This window comes from Polyangium sp. 6x1, assembly GCF_029946515.1.
In the GTDB taxonomy this organism is placed as follows: Bacteria; Myxococcota_A; Polyangia; order Polyangiales; family Polyangiaceae; genus Polyangium.
In genome coordinates this window covers 95,558-115,358 of the sequence record NZ_JARZHH010000006.1, presented here as the reverse complement: position 1 = coordinate 115,358, position 19,801 = coordinate 95,558, and the positions used below count along the sequence as shown (strand labels likewise).

11 protein-coding genes are annotated in these 19,801 nt (G+C 69.1%); 3 read left to right on the top strand and 8 right to left on the bottom strand.

Features of this window, described 5'->3' with window-relative positions; translation table 11 throughout:
- Positions 1-45: 45 nt before the first annotated feature.
- The 8 genes from QHF85_RS09020 to QHF85_RS08985 all read right to left on the bottom strand — a co-directional run bounded on the left by QHF85_RS09020 (position 46) and on the right by QHF85_RS08985 (position 15,606).
- Positions 46-2,889: a hypothetical protein gene (locus QHF85_RS09020; protein ID WP_281326687.1), complete on the bottom strand. Its 2,844-nt coding sequence runs from the start codon at positions 2,887-2,889 to the stop codon at positions 46-48.
- Positions 2,890-2,930: 41 nt separating this feature from the next.
- A complete protein-coding gene (locus QHF85_RS09015) occupies positions 2,931-3,956 on the bottom strand; it encodes a polyprenyl synthetase family protein (protein ID WP_281326686.1) in 1,026 nt (341 codons plus the stop codon).
- A 17-nt stretch (positions 3,957-3,973) separates the two neighbouring features.
- Positions 3,974-4,960: a hypothetical protein gene (locus QHF85_RS09010; protein WP_281326685.1), complete on the bottom strand. Its 987-nt coding sequence runs from the start codon at positions 4,958-4,960 to the stop codon at positions 3,974-3,976.
- The gene (locus QHF85_RS09005) at positions 4,957-7,098 is read right to left on the bottom strand and encodes an FAD-dependent oxidoreductase (RefSeq protein ID WP_281326684.1); all 2,142 of its coding nucleotides are present in this window, start codon (positions 7,096-7,098) and stop codon (positions 4,957-4,959) included. The genes QHF85_RS09010 and QHF85_RS09005 overlap by 4 nt, the downstream gene beginning before the upstream one ends.
- Before the next feature lie 145 nt (positions 7,099-7,243).
- Positions 7,244-12,715 carry an ATP-binding sensor histidine kinase gene (locus tag QHF85_RS09000; protein ID WP_281326683.1) on the bottom strand — a complete coding sequence of 1,824 codons (5,472 nt, stop codon included), beginning with the start codon at positions 12,713-12,715 and terminating at the stop codon, positions 7,244-7,246.
- Between the two features lie 55 nt (positions 12,716-12,770).
- Positions 12,771-13,463, bottom strand: a complete 693-nt coding sequence (locus QHF85_RS08995) for an ATP-binding cassette domain-containing protein (protein ID WP_281326682.1) — start codon at positions 13,461-13,463, stop codon at positions 12,771-12,773.
- Between the two features lie 17 nt (positions 13,464-13,480).
- Entirely contained in the window at positions 13,481-15,070 is a 1,590-nt protein-coding gene (locus QHF85_RS08990; protein WP_281326681.1) for an ABC transporter substrate-binding protein/permease, read from the bottom strand.
- 92 nt (positions 15,071-15,162) lie between these two features.
- Positions 15,163-15,606 carry a thioesterase family protein gene (locus QHF85_RS08985; protein WP_281326680.1) on the bottom strand — a complete coding sequence of 148 codons (444 nt, stop codon included), beginning with the start codon at positions 15,604-15,606 and terminating at the stop codon, positions 15,163-15,165.
- 826 nt (positions 15,607-16,432) lie between these two features.
- On the opposite strand from QHF85_RS08985, the gene QHF85_RS08980 reads away from it, so the two are divergent.
- From QHF85_RS08980 to QHF85_RS08970, 3 genes are all read left to right on the top strand, one after another.
- Positions 16,433-16,648 (top strand): hypothetical protein, encoded by a 216-nt coding sequence (locus QHF85_RS08980; protein WP_281326679.1) that lies wholly within the window; start codon positions 16,433-16,435, stop codon positions 16,646-16,648.
- Positions 16,649-16,762: 114 nt separating this feature from the next.
- Complete coding sequence (locus tag QHF85_RS08975; protein WP_281326678.1) at positions 16,763-17,704, top strand: class III extradiol ring-cleavage dioxygenase; 942 nt, start codon at positions 16,763-16,765, stop codon at positions 17,702-17,704.
- 69 nt (positions 17,705-17,773) lie between these two features.
- Entirely contained in the window at positions 17,774-19,759 is a 1,986-nt protein-coding gene (locus tag QHF85_RS08970; RefSeq protein WP_281326677.1) for a DUF4215 domain-containing protein, read from the top strand.
- The last annotated feature ends 42 nt before the right edge of the window (positions 19,760-19,801 follow it).

The following is a 19,801-nucleotide window of genomic DNA, read 5'->3' as shown; positions in this document are numbered from 1 at the left end:
CGCGGGGCCCGGGGCAGCGCCCCGGCGCGGCGGCTCCTGGCGAGCTCAGGGTGCGATGAAATCGGGCTGTTGCCAGGCCTTTGCCAGGATCAGGATCACCCGCTCGCGCGCCTCGGTGTAGGCTGGCGTCGTCGCGGACGAGCCTGGCGAGAAGAACGCGAGTGTTGGTTCGAGGGAGAAATCTTTGCTCGTGGCGCCTGCGGAAGGTGCTGCGGCTGCGATGCGCTGCAGCGCCTCCTCCGCGTGCAGGCGGAGACGGCTCTCCTTGGGGATGCGCCGATCTACCTCGTTGCTGAGGTAGGCGATCTCTGCGGAGCGCGCGGCCTCCTCGTCTGTGCCCGTCATCGCGCGGATTGCGATGAGGGACCGGATGATCTCCTTTTTGCCGTCCTCCCAGAGCGTCGCCCCCTGATCCTCCCATTCGCCGCTCAGCATCGTCTCGAGGATCATTTGCGGATCGATCGCTGCAAGCGCCTGCGCCTTGTTGACCAGCGAAAGAGCGCCGACCATCGATGTGGAGATGTCGCGCGCGCGCGACGCGATTTGCCGCGGCTCGCCCGTGTCCACGTCGGCGAGCATCTCCATGCCGAGGCTCGGCTGCGCGAGGAGTGAGCCGAGCAGCTTCTCTTGAGGCTGAATGATCCAGCGTGTGCTGCCTGCGCGCATCGCGAGGTTCTGGCCGAGGTGCTGCCGCATCGCGACGCGAGCCCAGAAAGGGCGCACGGGCTCGATGACGTACACCTCGGCTGGGCCACTCACGTCCACGGCCTTCCAGTGCAGGCCTAGCGTCTTCACGATGGGCTGGCTCGGATACTCGTGCAGCCGGACCTCCAGGCGCCGCTCGATCTCGTCGACTTCGAAGACGTGCTCGAGCACGCGCTCGATGAGGACCACGCTCTGGTAGCAGGCGGCGATCGGATCCTGCGCGTCGCGGAATTGCTTCAACGTGAGGATGTCGAGCGATCCCTTCAGCGCCAGAGGCCCGAGCGCCAGCGCGCGAGCCATTTCGAGCTCCACGCGGCTCGCCTTGGCCGTCGTAACCTTTCGCTCGTACTCCTGCTGCATGAGATCCGAAAAACTCTCATTCAGGAGGAACTTGTTCGTCGGGGTGAGCGGCGTCGTGGACCCCTGGATGATCTCAATGACCGGGTGCCGCTCGGCCTTCTGACCGTACCCGACCGCTGGCAGCACCTCCGCGAGCACGGTGAGCAAGGGCTGCGGCGTCTTCGGCGAGGGCCCGGCGTGATCCATCCATCGATCGGCCGGGCTCGCGAGCACGGCGGGCAAGGTGGGGATGCCGCTGACCTCCGAGGCCGAGACCGCAGCCGCGGACCGGTTCGCGTATGAGAACACCGGAATCATCGCGGCGCCGCGCAGCTCGCCTTCGAAGTACCACAGCACCGGCAGGAGGATCTCGATGTCGCGGTCCGTCCAGACGCCGACATTGTTCGTCGCGGATCCGACCTCGTCGACGCTCGACGCCATCATGTACACGTACGTGCCCCAGGCATCGATTTGATACCCCGTGCCCTCGAGCATATGGTTGAGGTAGGCGTCGCAGAACGCCTGGAGCTTCGCCTTGTCGGCGAGCATCGGCAGCACGCGGACCGTGGCGTCCGGGAAATAAAACGGCCCCGTGACGGGATCGAGCGGGACGCCGCGCGAGGTGTTGAAGAGCGGAATGGGCTCGGGCTCCGGCGCCGTGAGCGACGTCGGCACCCAGTCGTCGCACTTCCATCCGCAGGAGAAAGGCGTGCGCCACGCGAGCACCTCGCCCCACGGGTATTTCATGTCGAAATCGAGCCAGAACGGGAACACGGGTTCGAGCGTATCCACCGGCTCGCCGTGCGGCCCGCGCGTGGGCTCGCCCGCGACCTTGAGCCCGAGCGTGTCGACGAGGGGGAAATCGGAGTAGCCGTGGATGTTGATCCGATACCCGCCCGTGATGTCCCCGAGCAGGAGGTGGCTGTTGCCGAAGAAGCCGACCTGGTTGATCCCGTCGATGAGCAGCTTCGTCGTGACGAACCCCTGGTAGTCGGCGAGGTGCGGCTGCGTGGCGCTCTGGAACTGCTTCAGGTTGAGCGCGGTCCAGTAGGGGTTCGACGTGTAGAGCCCGACCATGAGCTGCGCGAGCTGCTGGGCCATTCGAACGGCGTTCGCGGGCGTCGCGCCGGGCTGCTTGTGCAGGATCCCCATTCCGTAGAGGATGTCGACGCAGCTCGACAGCCAGCGGCTCGCGCTGTTCACCACGTTCTGCGCCGCGGCCCAGGGGTAAAACGCCTGGTTGAGGTCCGGGGGGCACTCGAACGGCGTGAGCGACGGCGACTGCAGGAACTCGACGATCGCGCGCTCTTCGAGCTTCTTGCCCGCGTACGTCTGCGGAAAGAGCTGCGTGCTCACCTTGCCGAGCAGGCGCGGGGCCATGGGATCGTCGACCCACCCCGGCACGGTCGGCACGAGATACCCGGGAGATTTCGGCCACCCGTAGACCTCGCGCCCCGTCGTCATCGAGAGCGGGTTGTCGACGAAGACGTACGGCGTGAGGTAGATCCAGTCCTTGAAGACGAGCTTCGCCCCCTGCTCCTCGTACCACGCGAGCGGGATCGTGAAATTGACCTCGTGCTGCGCGATCCAGCCGAGGTTCGCCGCGTCGATCGACATCTTGCCGTAATGCACGAGCTGCAAGTACACGTACGGCAGGAACACCCGGAACTTGCCGACCTCGGCCGGGGCGATGTTGTTGATGTACTGGTCGACGAACCGCTGCACCCGCTCCATGTCGGCGAGGAGCGGGAAGACCCGCATCGTCACCCCCTTGAAATAAAAGGGCGGGATGAGCTGCATCGCGGGGTACAGGCCCCGCGCCATGTTGAAGGGCGGTTTTTGCATGGTCCGTCTCCGAGATGTTGTCGTATTGCCCGGGCCGCCCGTCAAGCCCGCTCGATGACCCAGCGGGGCAGCGCCTCGATGAACCGCTTGTCCTTGGAGTCCGGCAGCGCGCCGAACAGCAGGGAAAACTCGTGCGAGGCTGCGCCCGCGAGCCCCTGCGCGACCTCGCGCGCGTACTCGATGCACCCGTAGTGATCCATCCGCTCGCGCACCCAGGTGATCTCCTCGCGGGTCCGCTCGGCCCGCGGCAGCGCGAGCAGACGGCCGAGGCGCTCCCGCTCCTCCGCCGTCCCCGCCTCGAAGAGGCGAATCAGCATCATCGTCCGTTTGCCCTCGTGGATGTCGCCCCCGAGCTCCTTGCCGTAATCATTCTCGTCGCCGGTCAAATTCAGGAGGTCGTCCTGGATCTGGAAGGCCGCGCCGAGGAAGAAGCCGAACCGGATGAACGAGTCGGGATCGACCGAGTCGAACGTGGCGATCATCGCGCCGACCCGGATCGGGTGGATCATCCCGAGCCAGCACGTCTTCTTGAGGACCATTTCGAGATAATCGGCCTCGCGCACCAGCGTCGAGTTCTCATGGCGCCAGCCGAGCTCCATGGCCTGCCCCTCGGCCGTCTCCGAGGCCATCCGCTCGGTCTCTTCGAGGATGCGCAGCGCGAGGCGCGGGCCGAGGGTCCGAAAATTCACGAGCAGCGGGCGGAGGCCGAGGAGCCCGAGCATGTCGCCGACGTTGATGGCGATCGGGACGCCGTGCGTCGCGTGCAGCGTGGGTTTGCCGCGGCGGCGCTCGCTCTCGTCCTCGATGTCGTCGTGGACGAGCATCGCATTGTGCAAGAGCTCGATGGACGCGGCCGTGTCGAGCGCGTCCTCGGGCGGGCAGCCGAAGGCGCGGGCGGTGGCGATGCAGAGGCTCGGCCGGAAGCCACGGCCGCCGCGCTGCGGATAATCCGCCACGAGGTCGTAAAGCCAGCGCCGCGGCTCGCGCGCCGGGATGTATTGAAAGAGCCGCGAGCGCGCGGCCGCACCGTATTCTTGCAAGACGGCGGGGACGATCTCGGCGAGCATGGCGTCCTCGGCCCTCGTCAGGCCTTCAAGGTGACGGTCACGCGACCGACGGGCGAGCGGCTCGCCTCGTCGATCACCACGCCGCTGTAGGTGCCGGCGGGCTGATCGGGCGGGATTTGCAGCGTGATCCCGATGGCGCCGTCGTTCGAGAAGCGGACGCCTTCGAGCGGGGGCGCGCCCTGCGCGTCGAGCGCGCTGAGCGCCGGCGCGACGAGCTTTTTTCCGGCCGTGCCGGGCCCGAGGTGCAGGCGGACCTCCGCGGCGCGGCCGAGGTGCACGTCGAAGCGCAATGCAATGCCCGCCTCCCGCTCGGGAGCCTCCAGCGACGGACGCGCGGCGGGTGTCGGGGCGGCGGGGCCCGGACCGCGATTCGCCCACGGCGGGGCGGGGGGAGGCTCGTAGCGCTCGCGCGGCGGCGGCGGCGCATACGCGCCCTGCGGAGGCGGCTCGTAGCGCTCGCGCGGCGGCGGCTCGTATCGGCCAAACGGGGCAGGGGGCTCGGGCCTCCCGTACGGCGGCGGCGGTTCGTATCGGCCCTGCGGTGCATAGGCGCGTGGATCGTAGCCGCCGTAGGGGTGCGCATACGGCGATTGCGGCGCGCGTCCCTGGGGGGAAAAGCCCATCGGCCCGGCGAAATCGAACATCATGCCGATGGCGTCCGACCAGTACCGCATCGCCCTGCGCGCCATGTCGCCATAGGAAACCGGCCCGGCCTCGGTCCACGCGCCGCCGAACCCCCGCGCCGCGTCCCTGCCGCGGCGCATGTATTCATCGTACACGCGATACGCCGTGGACACGCCCGTTTCGAGCGAGGGGTGGCCATTCGGCGCCGCCGCCGGGCCATTCGGCATCGGAGCGGGCTCCGGGCGGCGCTCCGGCGGGGAGCGGAAAATCAACGGCACGTCCCGGATGGGCTGCGTGCGCGCGGGTGGCTCGCGCCGCAGCCGGTCTTGTACGGGCGCGTCATGGGGCGGAGGGCGATCATGCGGATTCCATTGGCTCATGGGTGATCGTATCCGATGATTTCGTCGAGGGGAGGGGAATGGCTGATGGCGTGCGCGGCGAGCAGCCCCGACATCACGGCCGACTCGACGCAGCCCGTATCGAGCCCGGAGCGCGTCCAGTCGCCGGCGATGGTCAGGTTGTCGAAGGTCATGTCGAGCGGCGAGATGCGGTACTTGATGCTGCCCGGCAGCGAGAGGACGTACCGATCCGACGGGTTCACGTTCGCCGTCCAGTACTGCGAGTCGAACCGCGCGGCCCCCGCGCTCCGCGGCGCGCCGCCGCGGGCCTCCGCGGGGTCGACGAGCAGATCCCAGCGAAATTCGCCCGGCCTGCGGACGGCCGCGGGCCAGAGCCAGCCCACGTCCCAATCGAGGAACCGCACCACGTTGTCGCGCACATAGGCGCGCGCAATGCCCGGCAGATCCGGGCCCTCGGGCGCGACGTCCGGCAGGACGCTGCAAAAATACGCAATCGACCGGACCGGCTCCTCGAAGTTCTCCACGCGCTCGAGGTGCGTCATGTCCGCCCACGTGTCGAACGGCTCGACGAACCCCGACACGTTCACCGGCCCGGGCCGACCCCAGCCGAGCTCCCGCGCGTCCGCCCGGAGCCACACCTGGAACGCCTGCGTCGCGACGCTCTTCACGTTCTGCACCATCGCCCGCCACGACGGCGCCCGCTCGACGAGCTCCGGGGCGACGTGCGGAATGGCGCCGACGCTCACGCCGAGCACGACGAAATCGAAATCCTCGCCCACGCGTACTGTCTTTTCCTTCGCGCGGCGCGTCTCCCAGTGCGATTCGAACGCCCAGCCCTCGCGCTCCAGGCGCTCGCCGTCCACGAGCTGCCGGTGGTCGGCCGTCGAGGGCCAGCAGGGCAGCCCCTTCACGTCGACGAGCGGTGCGTACTCGCCGCCGCCCACGATCTCGGCCTGTACGTCGAATTCGAGCGCCGTGACGTGCGCCGGCCCCGCCTCGGGCGGCGAAAGTTTCACATTGCGCAGGCGGTGGAAAAACTCGAAATGTGCGCCCCGCTGCTTCAGGACCTCGTAGATCGGGGCGAACACGATGTCGCCCATGCCGGCCTGCATGCGGAAAAACAAGGAGCCGCGGTACGTGAAGAACATCCGCAGCGCGCCGCGGAGCGCGACGCCCGCCGCGAGGGCCGGACGCCGCACGTCGCCGTCCTCGTACGCGAACGCAAGATCGTAAAGCGCGCGGACGAACCCGGAGTCGAGCGAGCGCTCGGACGCGCCATTGCGGCGAAGCCAATCCGACCATTCGTACTCGTTGATCGCGTCGAACCCGTCCGGGTGAAACGCGAGCCCATAACGAAGCGATCCGCGCACGATGCAGAGGATGAGCTCGACGACCTCCCACACACGCCGAAGGCCCATGTCCCCGCCGACGAGCGCGTCGAGCTCCCGCCGCACGACCGCCCCGATCGCGTCGAGGAGCCGGAGCAGCGTCGCCTGCACGCTGTCCCGCGGCGAGAGCGCGAACAGCGATTGCAGCGCCGTGCGCAGGAGGTCCACGGCCTCGAACACGGCCGCCGTCGTGGCGAGCTGCCCGTACCGCAGGATCCGCTCGATCATCCCGAGCACGTCGCCCGGCGACGCCCCGGCGCGGCGCGCCCCGTCCGGGCCCGACCACGCGGCCGCGGCGCGCCCCGCGTTCGCCGAACGCAAGAGCTCGGGGACGAGCGCGAGCGCCTTCTCGAGGTATCCCGCGACGCTGAATGGATTGCGCTCCTCCAGCGGACCGCCGGGCATGCCCTTGCCGGGCGGGAAATGGGCGACCCACGGCTCCCAGGCGCCGCTCGGCAGGCGATCCGTCACGCCGACGACGGGCGCGGGCGCGAACGCGTCCTCGAACGTCGCGATGGGGCAGGCGCGGGTATCCCGCCGGAGCTCGCCATAACACGAGCGCATCAGGCGGAACGCATTCTCGTAAAACCCCATCCAGAGGTGCAGCCCGTGCTCCTCGATGCGGCCCGACGGCCCGCGGCCCGAGGCGCCTTTGCCGCCGAGCCGGAAGCCCATCTGATAGACCGTGACGTCGTAGAGCCCGCGATGCTCGGGCCGCGTCAGCTCGAAGGCCGCCGCCATCGACGCACAGCCGCCTCCAATGATTGCCACCCGAATGGGGCGTCCGGGAACGTGCATGTCCGTTCTGGAACATGCAGCAGTTCCGTCCGCCCTTCAAGGACGAACGGCATCAGAGCGGTGATCCAGCTACGTTTTTGGGCTTCCCGAGGATCTCCGCGCCGAACCTCACCTACCGTCACGTTATGAGTTTTCGTGCGTCTACGGCGGACGAGGCGCCCGGCTGCTTCTGGCGCCTGGGCAGCGTTATGACGAACTCGGTGTACTCTCCCTGCGCGGTGTGCACCTGCATCGAACCGCGGTGCCCCTGGACCACGGTGTCGAAGCAGATCGACAGCCCGAGCCCCGTGCCCTCGCCGGGCGGTTTCGTCGTGAAGAACGGATGGAAGACCTTTCCGAGGATCTCGTCCTGGATACCCGTCCCGTTGTCGCGGATACGCACCTCGACGTGGTTCGCGTCGCCGCGCGTGCGGATCCCGAGCGTCGGCGCGAAGCCGGGGCCGGCCGTCCGTTGCTTCTCCTGCATTGCATAGCAGGCGTTGTTGATCACGTTGATGAATACGCGGACCATGTCCTGGACCGCCATCTCCACCGGGCCGACCGAGGCGTCGCAGTCGTTCTCGATCTTCAGGTGGAACCCGGGCAGCTTGCCGCGATAGCCGTGGTAGGCGAGATCGAGCCCCTCGGCGAGGGCGGCGTTCAGATCGGCCGGCTCGTGTTTTCCGCCCCCGGCGCGTGAATGCAGGAGCATCCCGTTCACGATGTGGTTCGCCCGCACGCCGTGCTCGCCGATCTTCGCGACGTTCTGGCCCAAGAGGGAGAGCGTCTCCTGGATCTCCTCGATCGTGTCCGGCGGCGCCCCGCCGTCGAGCTGCGCGAGCCCCTCGTCGAGCTCCGTGACGAGCCCCGAGGAGAGCTCGGCGAAGTTGATGATGAAGTTCAGCGGGTTCTTCATCTCGTGCGCGATGCCGGCCGTCAGCGCGCCGAGGCTCGCGAGCTTCTCCTGCATCACGAGCTGCTGCTGCGTGTCGCGGAGCTGCTCGAGCGTGAGGCCGAGCTCGGCGTTTTTCGCCGAGAGCTCCCGCGTCCGCTCGTCGACCTTCTGCTCCAGCGTGCGGCTGTACTCTTCGAGCAGATCATTCGAAGCCCGCAGGCGCGTGGAGGTCTTTTCGAGGTCGGCGAAGAGCCGCGCGTTGTGGAGCGAGAGCGCGGCTTGCGAGAGCAAGAGGCGCAGGACGTCGAGCCTCGACGCGGTGAACGCGCCCGCGATGAGGTTGTTCTCGAGGTAGATGATGGCCGTCACGGCGCCGCGATCGATGAGCGGCGCGCAGAGCACGGACTTCGGCCGCGCCGACGCGATGTACGGATCGGCCGTGAAGCGGCCTTCCCGCGCCGCATCCCGGAGGACGACGCTCTCCCGCGTGCGGCTGACGTACTTTACTATGGCGGCCGCGATGCGCTTTTCTTGATCGAGCGGCGTCGCGTCGTGGCTGATGACGTCGGCTTGATCGATCGTGTGCTCGACCGCGACGACGAGCTGCCCCTCGCGCTCCAGGATCAAGAAGCCGCGCTGCGCGCCCGCGTTCTCCAGGAGGATCCGCATGAGCGTGGAGCTCAGCCGTTCGAGGACGATTTCGCCGGAGATCGCGCGGGCGGCCTTCATCACGGTCGCGAGATCGATCGATTCGCCGCCGCTGCCCGTCGTCGACTCCACGCCGAGGTTCACGGTCGAGGGGACCTGCGCCGTGCTCGGCGGCGGCGGCGCGGCCGATCCGAGCAGCTCTGCGTGCTCCTTGTTCAACGCCGCGACCTTGGCCGACGCGCCCCAGCGCACGTAGCCGTAGCGCGCCTCGCCCATGTACGTCGCGGCGATCTTCGTGCGCCCGAGCTCCAGGTAATGCTCGGCCGCGAGCTCGTAGGCGAGCGCCTCTTCCTGCACGAACCCGTTCTTCGTGGCGCCCTTGATGGCCCGCTCGAAGAGGTCCATCGCCTCGGCCGCGTGCCCGAGGAGCCGCGCGCGCTCCGCCTCGACGAGCTCGTACTTGTGCAGGTAGTTCGCGGGCGCCTGCTCGGCCCAGCGCTTCGCGAGCGCCTGGTTCTCGTCGACGCGAGCGAGCAGCGCGGCGCGTTTCTCCGGCGTCGCCACGCGCGCCGCGCGAAGCAGCGCGAGCGAGTGGTAGAGCGGGAGCTGCCCCGCCGTCATGTGCCCCGTGAGCGCGTTCAGGTAGGGCCTGGCGGCCTCGGCCTCCTCGATCGCGAGCGCCGTCTCGCCGAACAGATACGCGAGCATGCACTTCGAGATGTGCAAGAGGCCGAGCGCGTTCTCGCTCTTCACCTCGAGGAAGTGCTGGATCGCCGTCCGCTCGTCGAGGCTGTCGCCCACGAGCAGGACCGGATCCTTCGACTTGCCCATCAGGTTCAGCACGGTTTGCCGCACGATCCGCGCGAACGAGAGCCCATGCTCTTGCTTGACGCGCGACAGCACGTCGATGTGCTGGGCCACGTCGGCGACCACGACGTCGAGCGGCTCGCCGGCGTAGAAGATCGCCGAGGCGTAGATGGCCGCGGAGTAGCCGACGAACTCGTGATCGCCCACGTCGAGGCCGGTCGTGACCGCCTCGCGGAGGTAGTCGAAGGAGACACGCAGGTGCTCCTTCCAGATCTTGATGAAGCTGCCGACGAGCGTGTAGATCTTCGCGCGGTGTGCCCGGGCGTCGAAGCGATCGACGAGCCGGAGCGCGAGATCGCCGTAGAGGTTGCCGGCGTCCGGATCGCCGAACGCGCTGAGGACCACGCCGTACTCGGCGAAGGCGAACGGCGAGAGCGTCGAGTGCCCGTGCTCGACGCAGAGCTTCACCATCTCGCAGATGACCGGCACGAAGAGCATGGGCTTGCCGATGTAGACCGGCGCCGTGAGCGTCACGAGCAGCCGGAGCCGCGCGAGCTGGGCTTTGTCGACCATCTCCGGCAGATCCGCGAGCGACTCCACGGGCCTGTTGCCGATGAGCGCGGCCGTCTCGGCGTACCGCGCGAGCATGCCGTTCGTGTCGATGTCCTCGGGCAGCGGCGCGCCGAGCAGCGCGAGCGCCTGGAGGCCCACGCGGATCGTCGCGTCGAACTCGATGCGCGCCGTGTGGAAGAGCATCCGGAGCTCGTGGATGCGCACCTTGTCGAGCGCCGTCCGCGCGTGCTCCAGCGCGATCTGCGAGAGCTTCTGCGCGCGCTCGAAGTCGCCGGCCAGGTACGCGGCGCCCGTCGCCTCGATGTAGAGCTCGAACGCGAGCTCGTACCGATCCGAAAAACTCCCCGGCGGCAGGAGGCGGATGCCGGCGTCGAGGTAATGCAGCGCGGGCTCGTACGCGGCCGAGGCCTTCGCTTTTTTTCCTGCGAGCAGGTTCAGCCGCGCGACCTCGGCGCGCTCCTCCAGGCTCTCGATGCGCTCGCTGCCTTGATCGAGCTGGCTGATGACGTCGAAGAGGCGCTCTTCGAGCTGACCGGGCGGGGTGCGCTCGAGCAGGAGCCGGCCGATTTGCAGGTGGATCTCGGCGCGCCGGTGCTCCGCGATGAGCGAGTAGGCGGCCTGCTGCACGCGGTCGTGCAGGAACTTGTAATGCGCGTCGGGGATCCCGTCCGTGCCCTCGAGCACCGCGGGCTCGGCGAGCTGGTAGGCGTCGCCGATCGGCACCACGAGCCCCTCGCGCAGCGCGTCCCAGAGCCCCGTCGCCGTCTCGATCAGCGGGTGATCGTGCACCTTCGCGAGCGTCGCGAGCTCGAAGCGCGCGCCGATGCACGCGGCGAGCTCGATCACGCGCTGCGCCCGCTCGGGGAGCCGCTGGATCTTCGCGGCCATGAGCTCGACCACGTTGTCGGTCATGTCGCGGCGCCGGATCTCCTGGAGATCCCACCGCCACTGCGAGGCCTGCGGATCGAAGCGGAGCAGCCGCTCGTCGGCGAGCGAGCGCAGGAACTGGCCGAGGAAGAAGGGGTTTCCGCCCGTCTTTTCGAGCGCGATCTCCGCGAGCGCGAGCGTGCCCTCGCCGCTGCGCACGGCGTCGTCGACGAGGTTCTGCACGTGCTCGATCGAGAGCGGCGAGAGCGAGAGCTCGGTCACGGGGGCGCCGGCTTTCTCCAGCGCCTCCAGCGTCATGCGCAGCGGATGCCCCGAGCCGACCTCGTTGTCGCGATACGCGCCGATCACGAGCAGGTGCTTCATGTCGGGATCGGTCATGAGCAGGTGCAGGAGCTTCAGCGACGGCGAGTCGGCCCACTGCAGGTCGTCGAGGAAGATCACGAGCGGATGGCCGCCGACAGTCAGCGCGCGGACGAAGCTCTGGAACACGAAATGGAAGCGGTTCTGCGCTTCGTTCGCGGGCAGCGGCGAGATCGGCGGCTGGGCGCCGACGATGAGCTCGACCTCGGGCAGGACGTCGAGGATCACCTGACCGTTCGAGCCGAGCGCGGCCGAGAGCCGCTTCTGCCAGACCGCGAGTTGACCCTCGCTCTCGGTGAGGAATTGCCGCACGAGGTCGCGGAAGGCCTGGATCAGCGAGCTGTACGGGACGTCGCGGTTCAGCTGATCGAACTTGCCGGAGACGAAGTAGCCGCGCTTGGCGAGGATGGGCTCGTGGACCTCGTTGACGAGCGCGCTCTTGCCGACGCCCGAGTAGCCGGCGACGAGGACCATCTCGGCCTTGCCCTCGCTCACGCGGTCGAACGTGGAGAGGAGCTGTCCGATCTCCGCCTCGCGTCCGTAGAGCTTCTGCGGGATCTGGAGTTTGTCGGGTACGTCGCGCCGGCCGAGGGGGAAGCGCTCGATCGGGCGGCCCTCGTCGAGCGCCGCGACGCACGCTTCGAGGTCGGCCGCGAGCCCAAAGGCCGTCTGGTATCGATCCTCCGGGGACTTCGCGAGGAGCTTGCGCGTGATGTCGGAGACGGCCGCGGGGATGCCCGGCGCGCGCTCGTGGGGAGGCAAAGGCTCGCGCGCGATGTGCTGGTGCACGAGCTCCACCACGTCGGAGGACTCGAAGGGCACGTGGCCCGTCAAGAGCTCGTAGAACGTGACGCCGAGCGAATAGAGATCCGCGCGGTGATCGACGGCCCGGTTCGTCCGGCCCGTCTGCTCCGGCGACACGTAGCGCAGCGTGCCTTCGAGCACGTTGAGATCCCGCATCGGCGCGCTCTCGCGCGAGAGGGCCGTCGCGATGCCGAAGTCGATGAGCTTGATCTCGCGGGTCGCGGGGTGGATGACGATGTTGGACGGGTTCACGTCCTTGTGAATGATGTTGCGCCCGTGGACCTCGCCGAGGATGCGCGCGAGCTCGACCATGATCGGCAAGAGCTCCGCGATCGGCAGCCGCGCGCGGGCCCGGAACGCGCCGAGCGGCTCGGCCCCGAAATCCTCGAGCACGATCGTGAGGCGGCCGTCGTGGCGCAGAAGCTCGTGCGTGCGAATGACGCCGTCGAGCCGGAGGCCGCTCGTGATCTCGTATTCGCGGCGGAATCGCGCGAGCTCCTCGGGCCTCGGCCGATCCAGGCGCAGCATCTTGAGCACCACGGGGAGCCCGTCGTGCGTGCGGCGGCCCCGGTAGACGAGTGTCCGCGTGGTCTCGTGCAGCTTCGCCGTGATCTCGTAGCCGGGAAAGAGACTCATGGATCCCCAACGTAGGGGAGACGAGGCGCCGCCCCTTGTCAAGGAACCAGCAGCTTCACGCGGCTTCGGCGATCACCTCTTCCGGCGGCCCGAAGGCCGCCACGCGCCCCTTGTCGAGCACGAAGACGAGATCCGAAGCCTCGCGCGCCACGGGCAGATCGTGCGTCACGACGATCTGCGTGACGCCCGTCCCGGACACGCGCCGAAGCGTCCTGCCGACCTCGTGCTTCAGCGCCGGATCGAGCGCACTGGTGGGCTCGTCGTAGAGCAGGACCGAGGGCTCCATGGCGAGGGCGCGGGCGATCGCCACGCGTTGCTTCTGCCCGCCGGAGAGCGCCTCCGGGTACGCCCTCGCCTTGTCTTCGATGCCGAGCTCCGCGAGCAGATCCATGGCCCGCGCCTCCGCGCGCGCGCGCGCCTCGCCCCGCACGACGCGCGGCGCGAGCGTGCAGTTGTCGAGCACCGAGAGATGCGGGAAGAGCTCGAACGTCTGGAAGACGAGCCCGATTCTCCCGCCGAACGAGCCGTGCTTCGCGCCCGCGCCGAACGTCACGCCTCCGACGTCGATCGTCCCGCCGTCGAAGGGATCGAGCCCGGACAAACAGCGCAGGAGCGTCGTTTTCCCGGCGCCGCTGCGGCCGAGGACGCTGGCGATCTTGCCCGTCGGCACCTTCATGCAGAGCCCCGCGAGCGCGGGCGCGGCGGCGCCCGGGTGTCGCTTGACCAGATCGGTGACGCAGATCGACATCGTTCCCTCCTTCGATTTCAAGCGGATGCCGGCCTTCGGACCTTCGATCCGAGCCGCTCCTCCACGCTGCGCGACAGGCGCGCGAACGGGAGGCTCAAGCCGAGGTAAAAGAGCGCCACCACGAGGCCGAGGCCCAGGTGATCGCGCATCGCGCTGGCGAGGCTCGTGTACGTCTTCGTGAGCTCGGTCAACGTGACGACCGAGATGAGCGAGCTGTCCTTGAGCAGCGCGATGAAATCGTTCGTCGTCGGCGGCAAGGCCACGCGGATCGCCTGCGGCAGCGCCACGTGGCGCAGCGCCGCGAGCTTCGAAAGGCCGAGCGTCCGCGCCGCGTCCATCTGCCCCGCCGGCACGCTCCCGAGCCCCGCGCGGTAGTTCTCCGCCTCGGCCGCGGCATAGTTCAGCCCGAGCGCGATCACGCCCGCGACGAACGGCGAGAGCGTCAGGCCGAGCTCGGGCAGGCCGAAATACACCATCGTGAGCTGCACGAGCAGCGGCGTGCCGCGGAAGAGCTCGATGTAGCCCACCGCGAGCCACTGGAGCGGCTTCGGCCCGTAGACGCGCGCGAGCGCGAGCGCCATGCCGAGCGTGACGGCCACGGCCATCGCGAGCACCGAGACCACGAGCGAGAGCAGCGCGCCGCGCGCGAACAGGCCGATCGTGGCCGGATACCGCTCCGTCACGCGTGACCAGAAGGGCAGGGGTTTGCCGACGGCGGCGCGCCACGCGTCGTGCGCCTCGGCGACGGCCGTGGACGGGGGCTTCGGCCCGCCGAGCAGTTTCTCCGTCGGCTCGTTCCAGAGGCCCCAGCGCGCGTACAACGCGGCGAGCGTCCCGTCCTTCGCGAGCGCGTCGATCGCGCCGTTCACCGCGGCGAGCGTTTCCGTATCCCCCTTCGGCACGCCCACCGCATACGACGCCTCGCCGAACGATCCGTCGACGACCTCCAGCGCGGGATCGATCGCCCCGTAATAAAGCGTGATCGGATCGTCGAGCAGCACCGCGTCGGTCCGGCCGATCCGCAGATCGTCGTAGATGTCGTTTTGCCCGCCGTCGTACGTCTTCACCTCGGCGCCTTCGCGCTCCGAGAGTCGCGCGGCGAGCGATCCGGGCAAGGTGCCGACCTTGCGCCCGCGGAGCGCTACGAGCGTGCGCGGCGCGCCGACGTCGCCCTTGCGCACCGTGAGACGCATGGCGGCGACGTAATAGGGGCGCGACAGATCGGCGACGCGCTTCTTCTCCTCGGCGACCTCGATGCCGTTGATGACCACGTCGAAATCGCCGCGCGCGAGCAGCTCGAGCAGCCCGTCCCACGGCCCTTGCACGGGCCTCGCGCGCACGCCGAGCTTGTTCGCGAGCGCGGCGGCGAAGTCCACCTCGAAGCCGATGAGGTGGTTTGGATCCATCGGATCCTGGAAGACGTACGGCGCGCCTCCTTGCGAATCGTTCCCCCAGCGGATCTCCCCGCGCGCGCGTGCGTCGGCGACGGCGTTCCTCGCCGTCGCGGGCGTCGTCGCGGACTCCTCGGCGAGCGCCCTTGCGGGGGCTCCGAGCACGAGGAGCGGGAGCAGAAGAAGAAGCGTGACCGCGAGGCGACGCTTGCTCATCTTTTTCTTCGAGCACCTCCTACCGGGAAGGATCCCGAACGAGCGCGAAGGATGCGGGACGGGCGGGACGAACGCAAGACCTTCTGCCGGGATCATTGAGCAACGGACGGCACGACGAGTCGCTCGAGCGCCGCGCGGATCCCATCGGGGATCGGCGTGGGTTTTCGGTTCACGCGATCCACGAAGACGTGGACGAAATATCCCTCCGCGGCCACGAGCGCCTCGCCGCGCGGGAAGAGCCCGATCTCGTAGCGCACGCTGGAGCGGCCGAGCTTGCCCACGCGCAGCCCTGCGTCGATGTCCGTCGGGAACGACACGCCGCGCAGGTACCGGCAATGCGACTCCGCGGCCACGCCGATCACGTCGCCCCGCTCGATGTCGAGCCCGCCTTCGCCGATGAGCCAGCGATTGATGACGGTGTCGAAATACGAGTAATAAACGACGTTGTTGACGTGGCCGTAGATGTCGTTGTCCATCCACCGCGTCGGAATGACCAGGAAGTGAGGGTAGGCGTCGCGCGAGGCCGTTTCGCTCATGGCAAACCCATACACGAAACGGGAGCGGGGGCGGGCGCGCAGATCCATCGCGCGGAGACCTCGACCGCCATCGTGGTGATCCCGCGGAAAAACCTCGGCTTCGCGCGCTTTGTCCTTGAGCTCGAGCGGCCCCCGCCGTTAGTGTGACGTCAAAATGATCGGCGCCCTTGCACCTTCCTCCGGCATCGTCGATGCCGGCCGCGCGAGGCGGCGGGGAGGGGCACATGCGGGCATCGTGGTCATCGTGATCTCGGTCCTCGCGTTCGTCGGCGTCTTCCTCGGTGTCGAGGGAGGCTGCATTGCTGCGGTCCTCGCGCGCGGGCCGAACGGCGGGGGCAGGGCCGTGCCGCAGGCGTCGCGGTCCGCGTCGTCGGGCGGGCGTCGTTTCGAGGTCGCGCCGCTGGCCTCGCGCAAGCCGCATCGTCCTCGGCGCCCGCATGCGGTGCAGGAGCGGGGGGATCTCCCTTCGCAATCGTCGCTGTCGTCGACCCGCGCTCGGGCCTCGGACGCGAGTGGCCCGGCGCTCGACCCTCCGGCCGGCGCGCTTCCCTGGGCGCCTGCACGCATCGAAGGAGAGCGCCTCCGCGCCGAGGAGCGCCCCCAGGAGCTCCCGCGTCGACGCGAAGAAGCGGCCTGTTTTCTCGAGCGCCGCACACCACACCCCGCCCGCGCCCCGCCGCGCCGTCGCGGGGCTCGACCTGAGCCCTGAAGCGCCCGGTTTCCACCGTTGCATGACGCGCGACGAGCGCGGCGTGCGTCCCCCGGCCAGGTGCCGCGAGGGGCCATCGCCTCGTCGTGCACCGCTTTCATGGGCTCGGAGTGAACATTGCACGTGCTCGTCCAGATCGATGGTTTGACCGTCCGTTGTCCGGAGGACGAGGTGGAGCGGGTGCGCTCGCTCCTCCGCGCGGCCGGGGCGACCGGCGAGGTCCCCGGCAAGGTCCTCGTCCTCTTGTTTTCGTGGCATCGGGAGCGCCACCGGACGACGCCCCTCGCCACCGCGCTCGGGTGGCTCGGGGCCGAGATCGTCGAGACGACCTGAGGCTACCGCTTCGATTGTTGCCCCGGGGAGAACAGTGTGTCTCTCCCGCGTGCCCTGGTGCGAGCGAGGGCGGGGATGCATCCTTCCTCGGTCCCACGCTGAGGAGAAAAGTCGATGAACCACGAACGAGAAGAAGGCCTCACGCGTCGCCAGGCGATCGTCGCGGGTATCGCCGGAGCGGCGACGATCGCGGCGCTCCCGGGCGCCCTCGGCGGCGCGGCCGAGCCTTCGGCGGACGAGCCCCGAGCGCCGTCGGTCCCGGGGCGTTTGCCCGTGGTGTTTCTGCCGCACGGCGGGGGCCCGTGGCCGTTCGTTGACGTTGGGATGGGCAAGGCGGAGCACGACGAGCTCGCGGGGTACCTGCGCTCGATCCGCGCGCTGCCGAAGGCGCCGCCGAAGGCGCTCCTCGTGGTCTCGGCGCACTGGGAGGAGCCGGTGCCGACCGTGATGACGGCCGAAAGGCCGCCCATGTTTTACGATTACTACGGCTTCCCCCCGGCGTCGTACACGCTTCAATGGCCGGCGCCCGGCGCCCCGGCGCTCGCTTCGCGCGTGCGTGAGCTGCTCGGCGCGGCGGGCTTCGAGACGGCGGAGAACGCGAAGCGCGGCTTCGATCACGGCACGTTCGTGCCGCTCATGCTCACGTATCCGGACGCGGACGTGCCGACGATCCAGCTCTCGCTCAAGCTCGGCCTCGATCCGGCAACGCACCTCGCGATGGGCCGCGCGCTCGCGCCGCTGCGGGACGAGGGCGTGTTCCTCCTCGGCAGCGGCATGACGTATCACAACATGCGCGGCTTCCGGGATCCGGGCGCCGGCGCCGTTTCGGAGGCGTTCGACGCCTGGCTGCGCGAGACGATGGCGATGGACGCGAAGGAGCGGGATGCGCGGCTCGCCGCATGGCCGAGCGCGCCGTCCGCGCGCCTCGCGCACCCGCGGGAGGAGCACCTCTTGCCGCTGATGGTCGTCGCCGGGGCGGCGGGCGCCGATCGGGGAACGACGGCCTACAATGGATCGGTATGGGGGAAACGATTGTCCGCATACCACTTCGGCTGAGGTGACGCGGGCAGCTGCGGCGCATTTTTTCCAGCCTCGTGGTGAGGTGTGCGCGTAGGATGCGCGCCCATGAAGCGTCTCTTCGTCGGCATTTCTCTCGGTGGTCTCCTCCTCGTCGCGTGCAGCGACGGCTCCGAAAACACGAGCACGAACTCCACCTCCAGCTCGAGCTCCGGCTCCGGCGGCATCGGCGGCACGGGCGGCGCCGGTGGCGGTGACGGTGGCATGGGCGGCGTCGGCGGCGCCGGTGGCGTCGGAGGCATGGGCGGCGTTGGAGGAATGGGCGGCGTTGGAGGAATGGGCGGCGCGGGCGGCGCTGGAGGAATGGGCGGCGTCGGCGGCGCGGGTGGGGCCGGTGGCATGGGCGGCGCGGGCGGCGGCGCTCCCGCTTGCGTCATCGACGGCATGGTCAAACCCCCGGAGCAATGCGACGACGGCAACCTGATCGACGGCGACGGCTGCGATCAGGATTGCACGTTCTCATGCGTCGATCCCGCGCTCGATTGCCCCGCGGCTCCGCCCTGCCAGCAAAACGCGTGCATCGCGAACCATACCTGCGTCACCCTGCCCGACCCCGCGCAGAACGGCACCACGTGTGGCCCGAACGCGACCTGCAAGGCCGGCGTCTGCGCGGGCGCCGTCTGCGGCGACGGCATTCTCCAGGGCGGCGAGCAATGCGATTTCGGCGCGGCGAACGGCCCCAATGCGGGGTGCGAGGCGAACTGCACGTTCTCGTGCACCAAGGGGCCGGACTCCTGCCCCGACGCCGAGACCTGCAACGGCGTCGAGACGTGCACGACCGTGATGAACGGCGCGAACGTCGGGCAGAAGTGCATGCCCGGCGTGCAGGCCCTCGACTGCTCCGCGTGCGCCGCCGGCGTCTGCGCCTCCGGCATGTGCAAGGCGTCCACGTGCGGCGACGGCTGCGTCGATCCCACGAAGGGCGAACAATGCGAGCCGCCGGGCACCGTCCTCTGCGACGCGAACTGCAAGACCGCCCCCACGGCCATGTGCGGCAATGGCATCCGGGAGGCCGGCGAGGATTGCGACGACGGCAACCAGGTGAACCTCGACGGCTGCGACGGCGTCTGCAAGTTCGAGCAAGACCTGCGGTCGAACTATCTGAAGATCCAGTTCGGCACCGACGCCTTCTGCGGGCCGAATCGGTTTGGCCAGGCGATTGACGCGGGCGTGACCGGCTCCCAGGTCCAGACCTACATCGATCAGGGCGTCACGGCCGGGACGACGGGCTTCCTCGTCAAGATGTTCGGCCTCGGGAGCCTCGTCGGCGTCGACGATCCGTCGGTCGAGGTCGGCGTGGTGCGTGGGACGCCCGTGGCGGGCGCGAGCTACAGCGGAACGAACGATCTCGATTGGTGGTACAACACGAACACGGCGACGCTCGACGCGTCCCGCAACCCGCTCGACAAGCTCATCGGCAGCATCACCGGCGGCGTCCTGAATGCGGGGCCGGGCTCGATGAGCCTCCCCATCAACTTCTTCCCGAGCGGCACGACGCTCCTCCGCATGTCGAGCGCGAAGTTCCGCGCCACCCTCAACGCGGCCACGACGCCGCTCCTGTCGAATGGAACGCCCCCTGGCCACCTCGCCTCGGAGCACCTGAACCCCTCCTTGCAGAGCTTCGCGACCCTCGGGCAGAAGGACGCCACGTTCTCTGGCCTGCTCTGCGGCAACATCGGCACGCGGTCGCTCGCGCAGACGCCCGTTCCGCCCGAGCTCCTGCCCGGCGGCGTGTTCGCGTGCACGGAGGGCTACAGCGCCGCGAACACGTTCCTCGACATCCTCGTCTCCGGCTGCTCGATCAACGTGGGGTTCGTCGTTCCGGCCGTCTACCCGACGCAGCCCGACCAGGCCGATCCGGCCGCGCCCGTCGGCGGGGCCGGCGCGCCCTACAAGCTCACCGTGAATGCGCAGAAGGTCGTGACGGGTTGCACCGACAAGAACAATGCGACGGTGAACCTCTCCACCTGCATCGACGCGGCCGCGTATTCGAGTTTCTTCCGGTTCGCGATGGGCCGCGTCATCCTCAAGTGAGTCGACCTCCGCCGCGAGAGCGGGCGCGGCGGCGGCTGGCCC

Excerpts from the sequence above, each read along its gene's own strand:
- QHF85_RS09020 (WP_281326687.1), bottom strand. The coding sequence starts at position 2,889 with ATGCAAAAACCGCCCTTCAACATGGCGCGGGGCCTGTACCCCGCGATG.
- QHF85_RS09015 (WP_281326686.1), bottom strand. The coding sequence starts at position 3,956 with ATGCTCGCCGAGATCGTCCCCGCCGTCTTGCAAGAATACGGTGCGGCC.
- QHF85_RS09010 (WP_281326685.1), bottom strand. The coding sequence starts at position 4,960 with ATGAGCCAATGGAATCCGCATGATCGCCCTCCGCCCCATGACGCGCCC.
- QHF85_RS09000 (WP_281326683.1), bottom strand. The coding sequence starts at position 12,715 with ATGAGTCTCTTTCCCGGCTACGAGATCACGGCGAAGCTGCACGAGACC.
- QHF85_RS08995 (WP_281326682.1), bottom strand. The coding sequence starts at position 13,463 with ATGTCGATCTGCGTCACCGATCTGGTCAAGCGACACCCGGGCGCCGCC.
- QHF85_RS08990 (WP_281326681.1), bottom strand. The coding sequence starts at position 15,070 with ATGAGCAAGCGTCGCCTCGCGGTCACGCTTCTTCTTCTGCTCCCGCTC.
- QHF85_RS08985 (WP_281326680.1), bottom strand. The coding sequence starts at position 15,606 with ATGAGCGAAACGGCCTCGCGCGACGCCTACCCTCACTTCCTGGTCATT.
- QHF85_RS08975 (WP_281326678.1), top strand. The coding sequence starts at position 16,763 with ATGAACCACGAACGAGAAGAAGGCCTCACGCGTCGCCAGGCGATCGTC.
- QHF85_RS08970 (WP_281326677.1), top strand. The coding sequence starts at position 17,774 with ATGAAGCGTCTCTTCGTCGGCATTTCTCTCGGTGGTCTCCTCCTCGTC.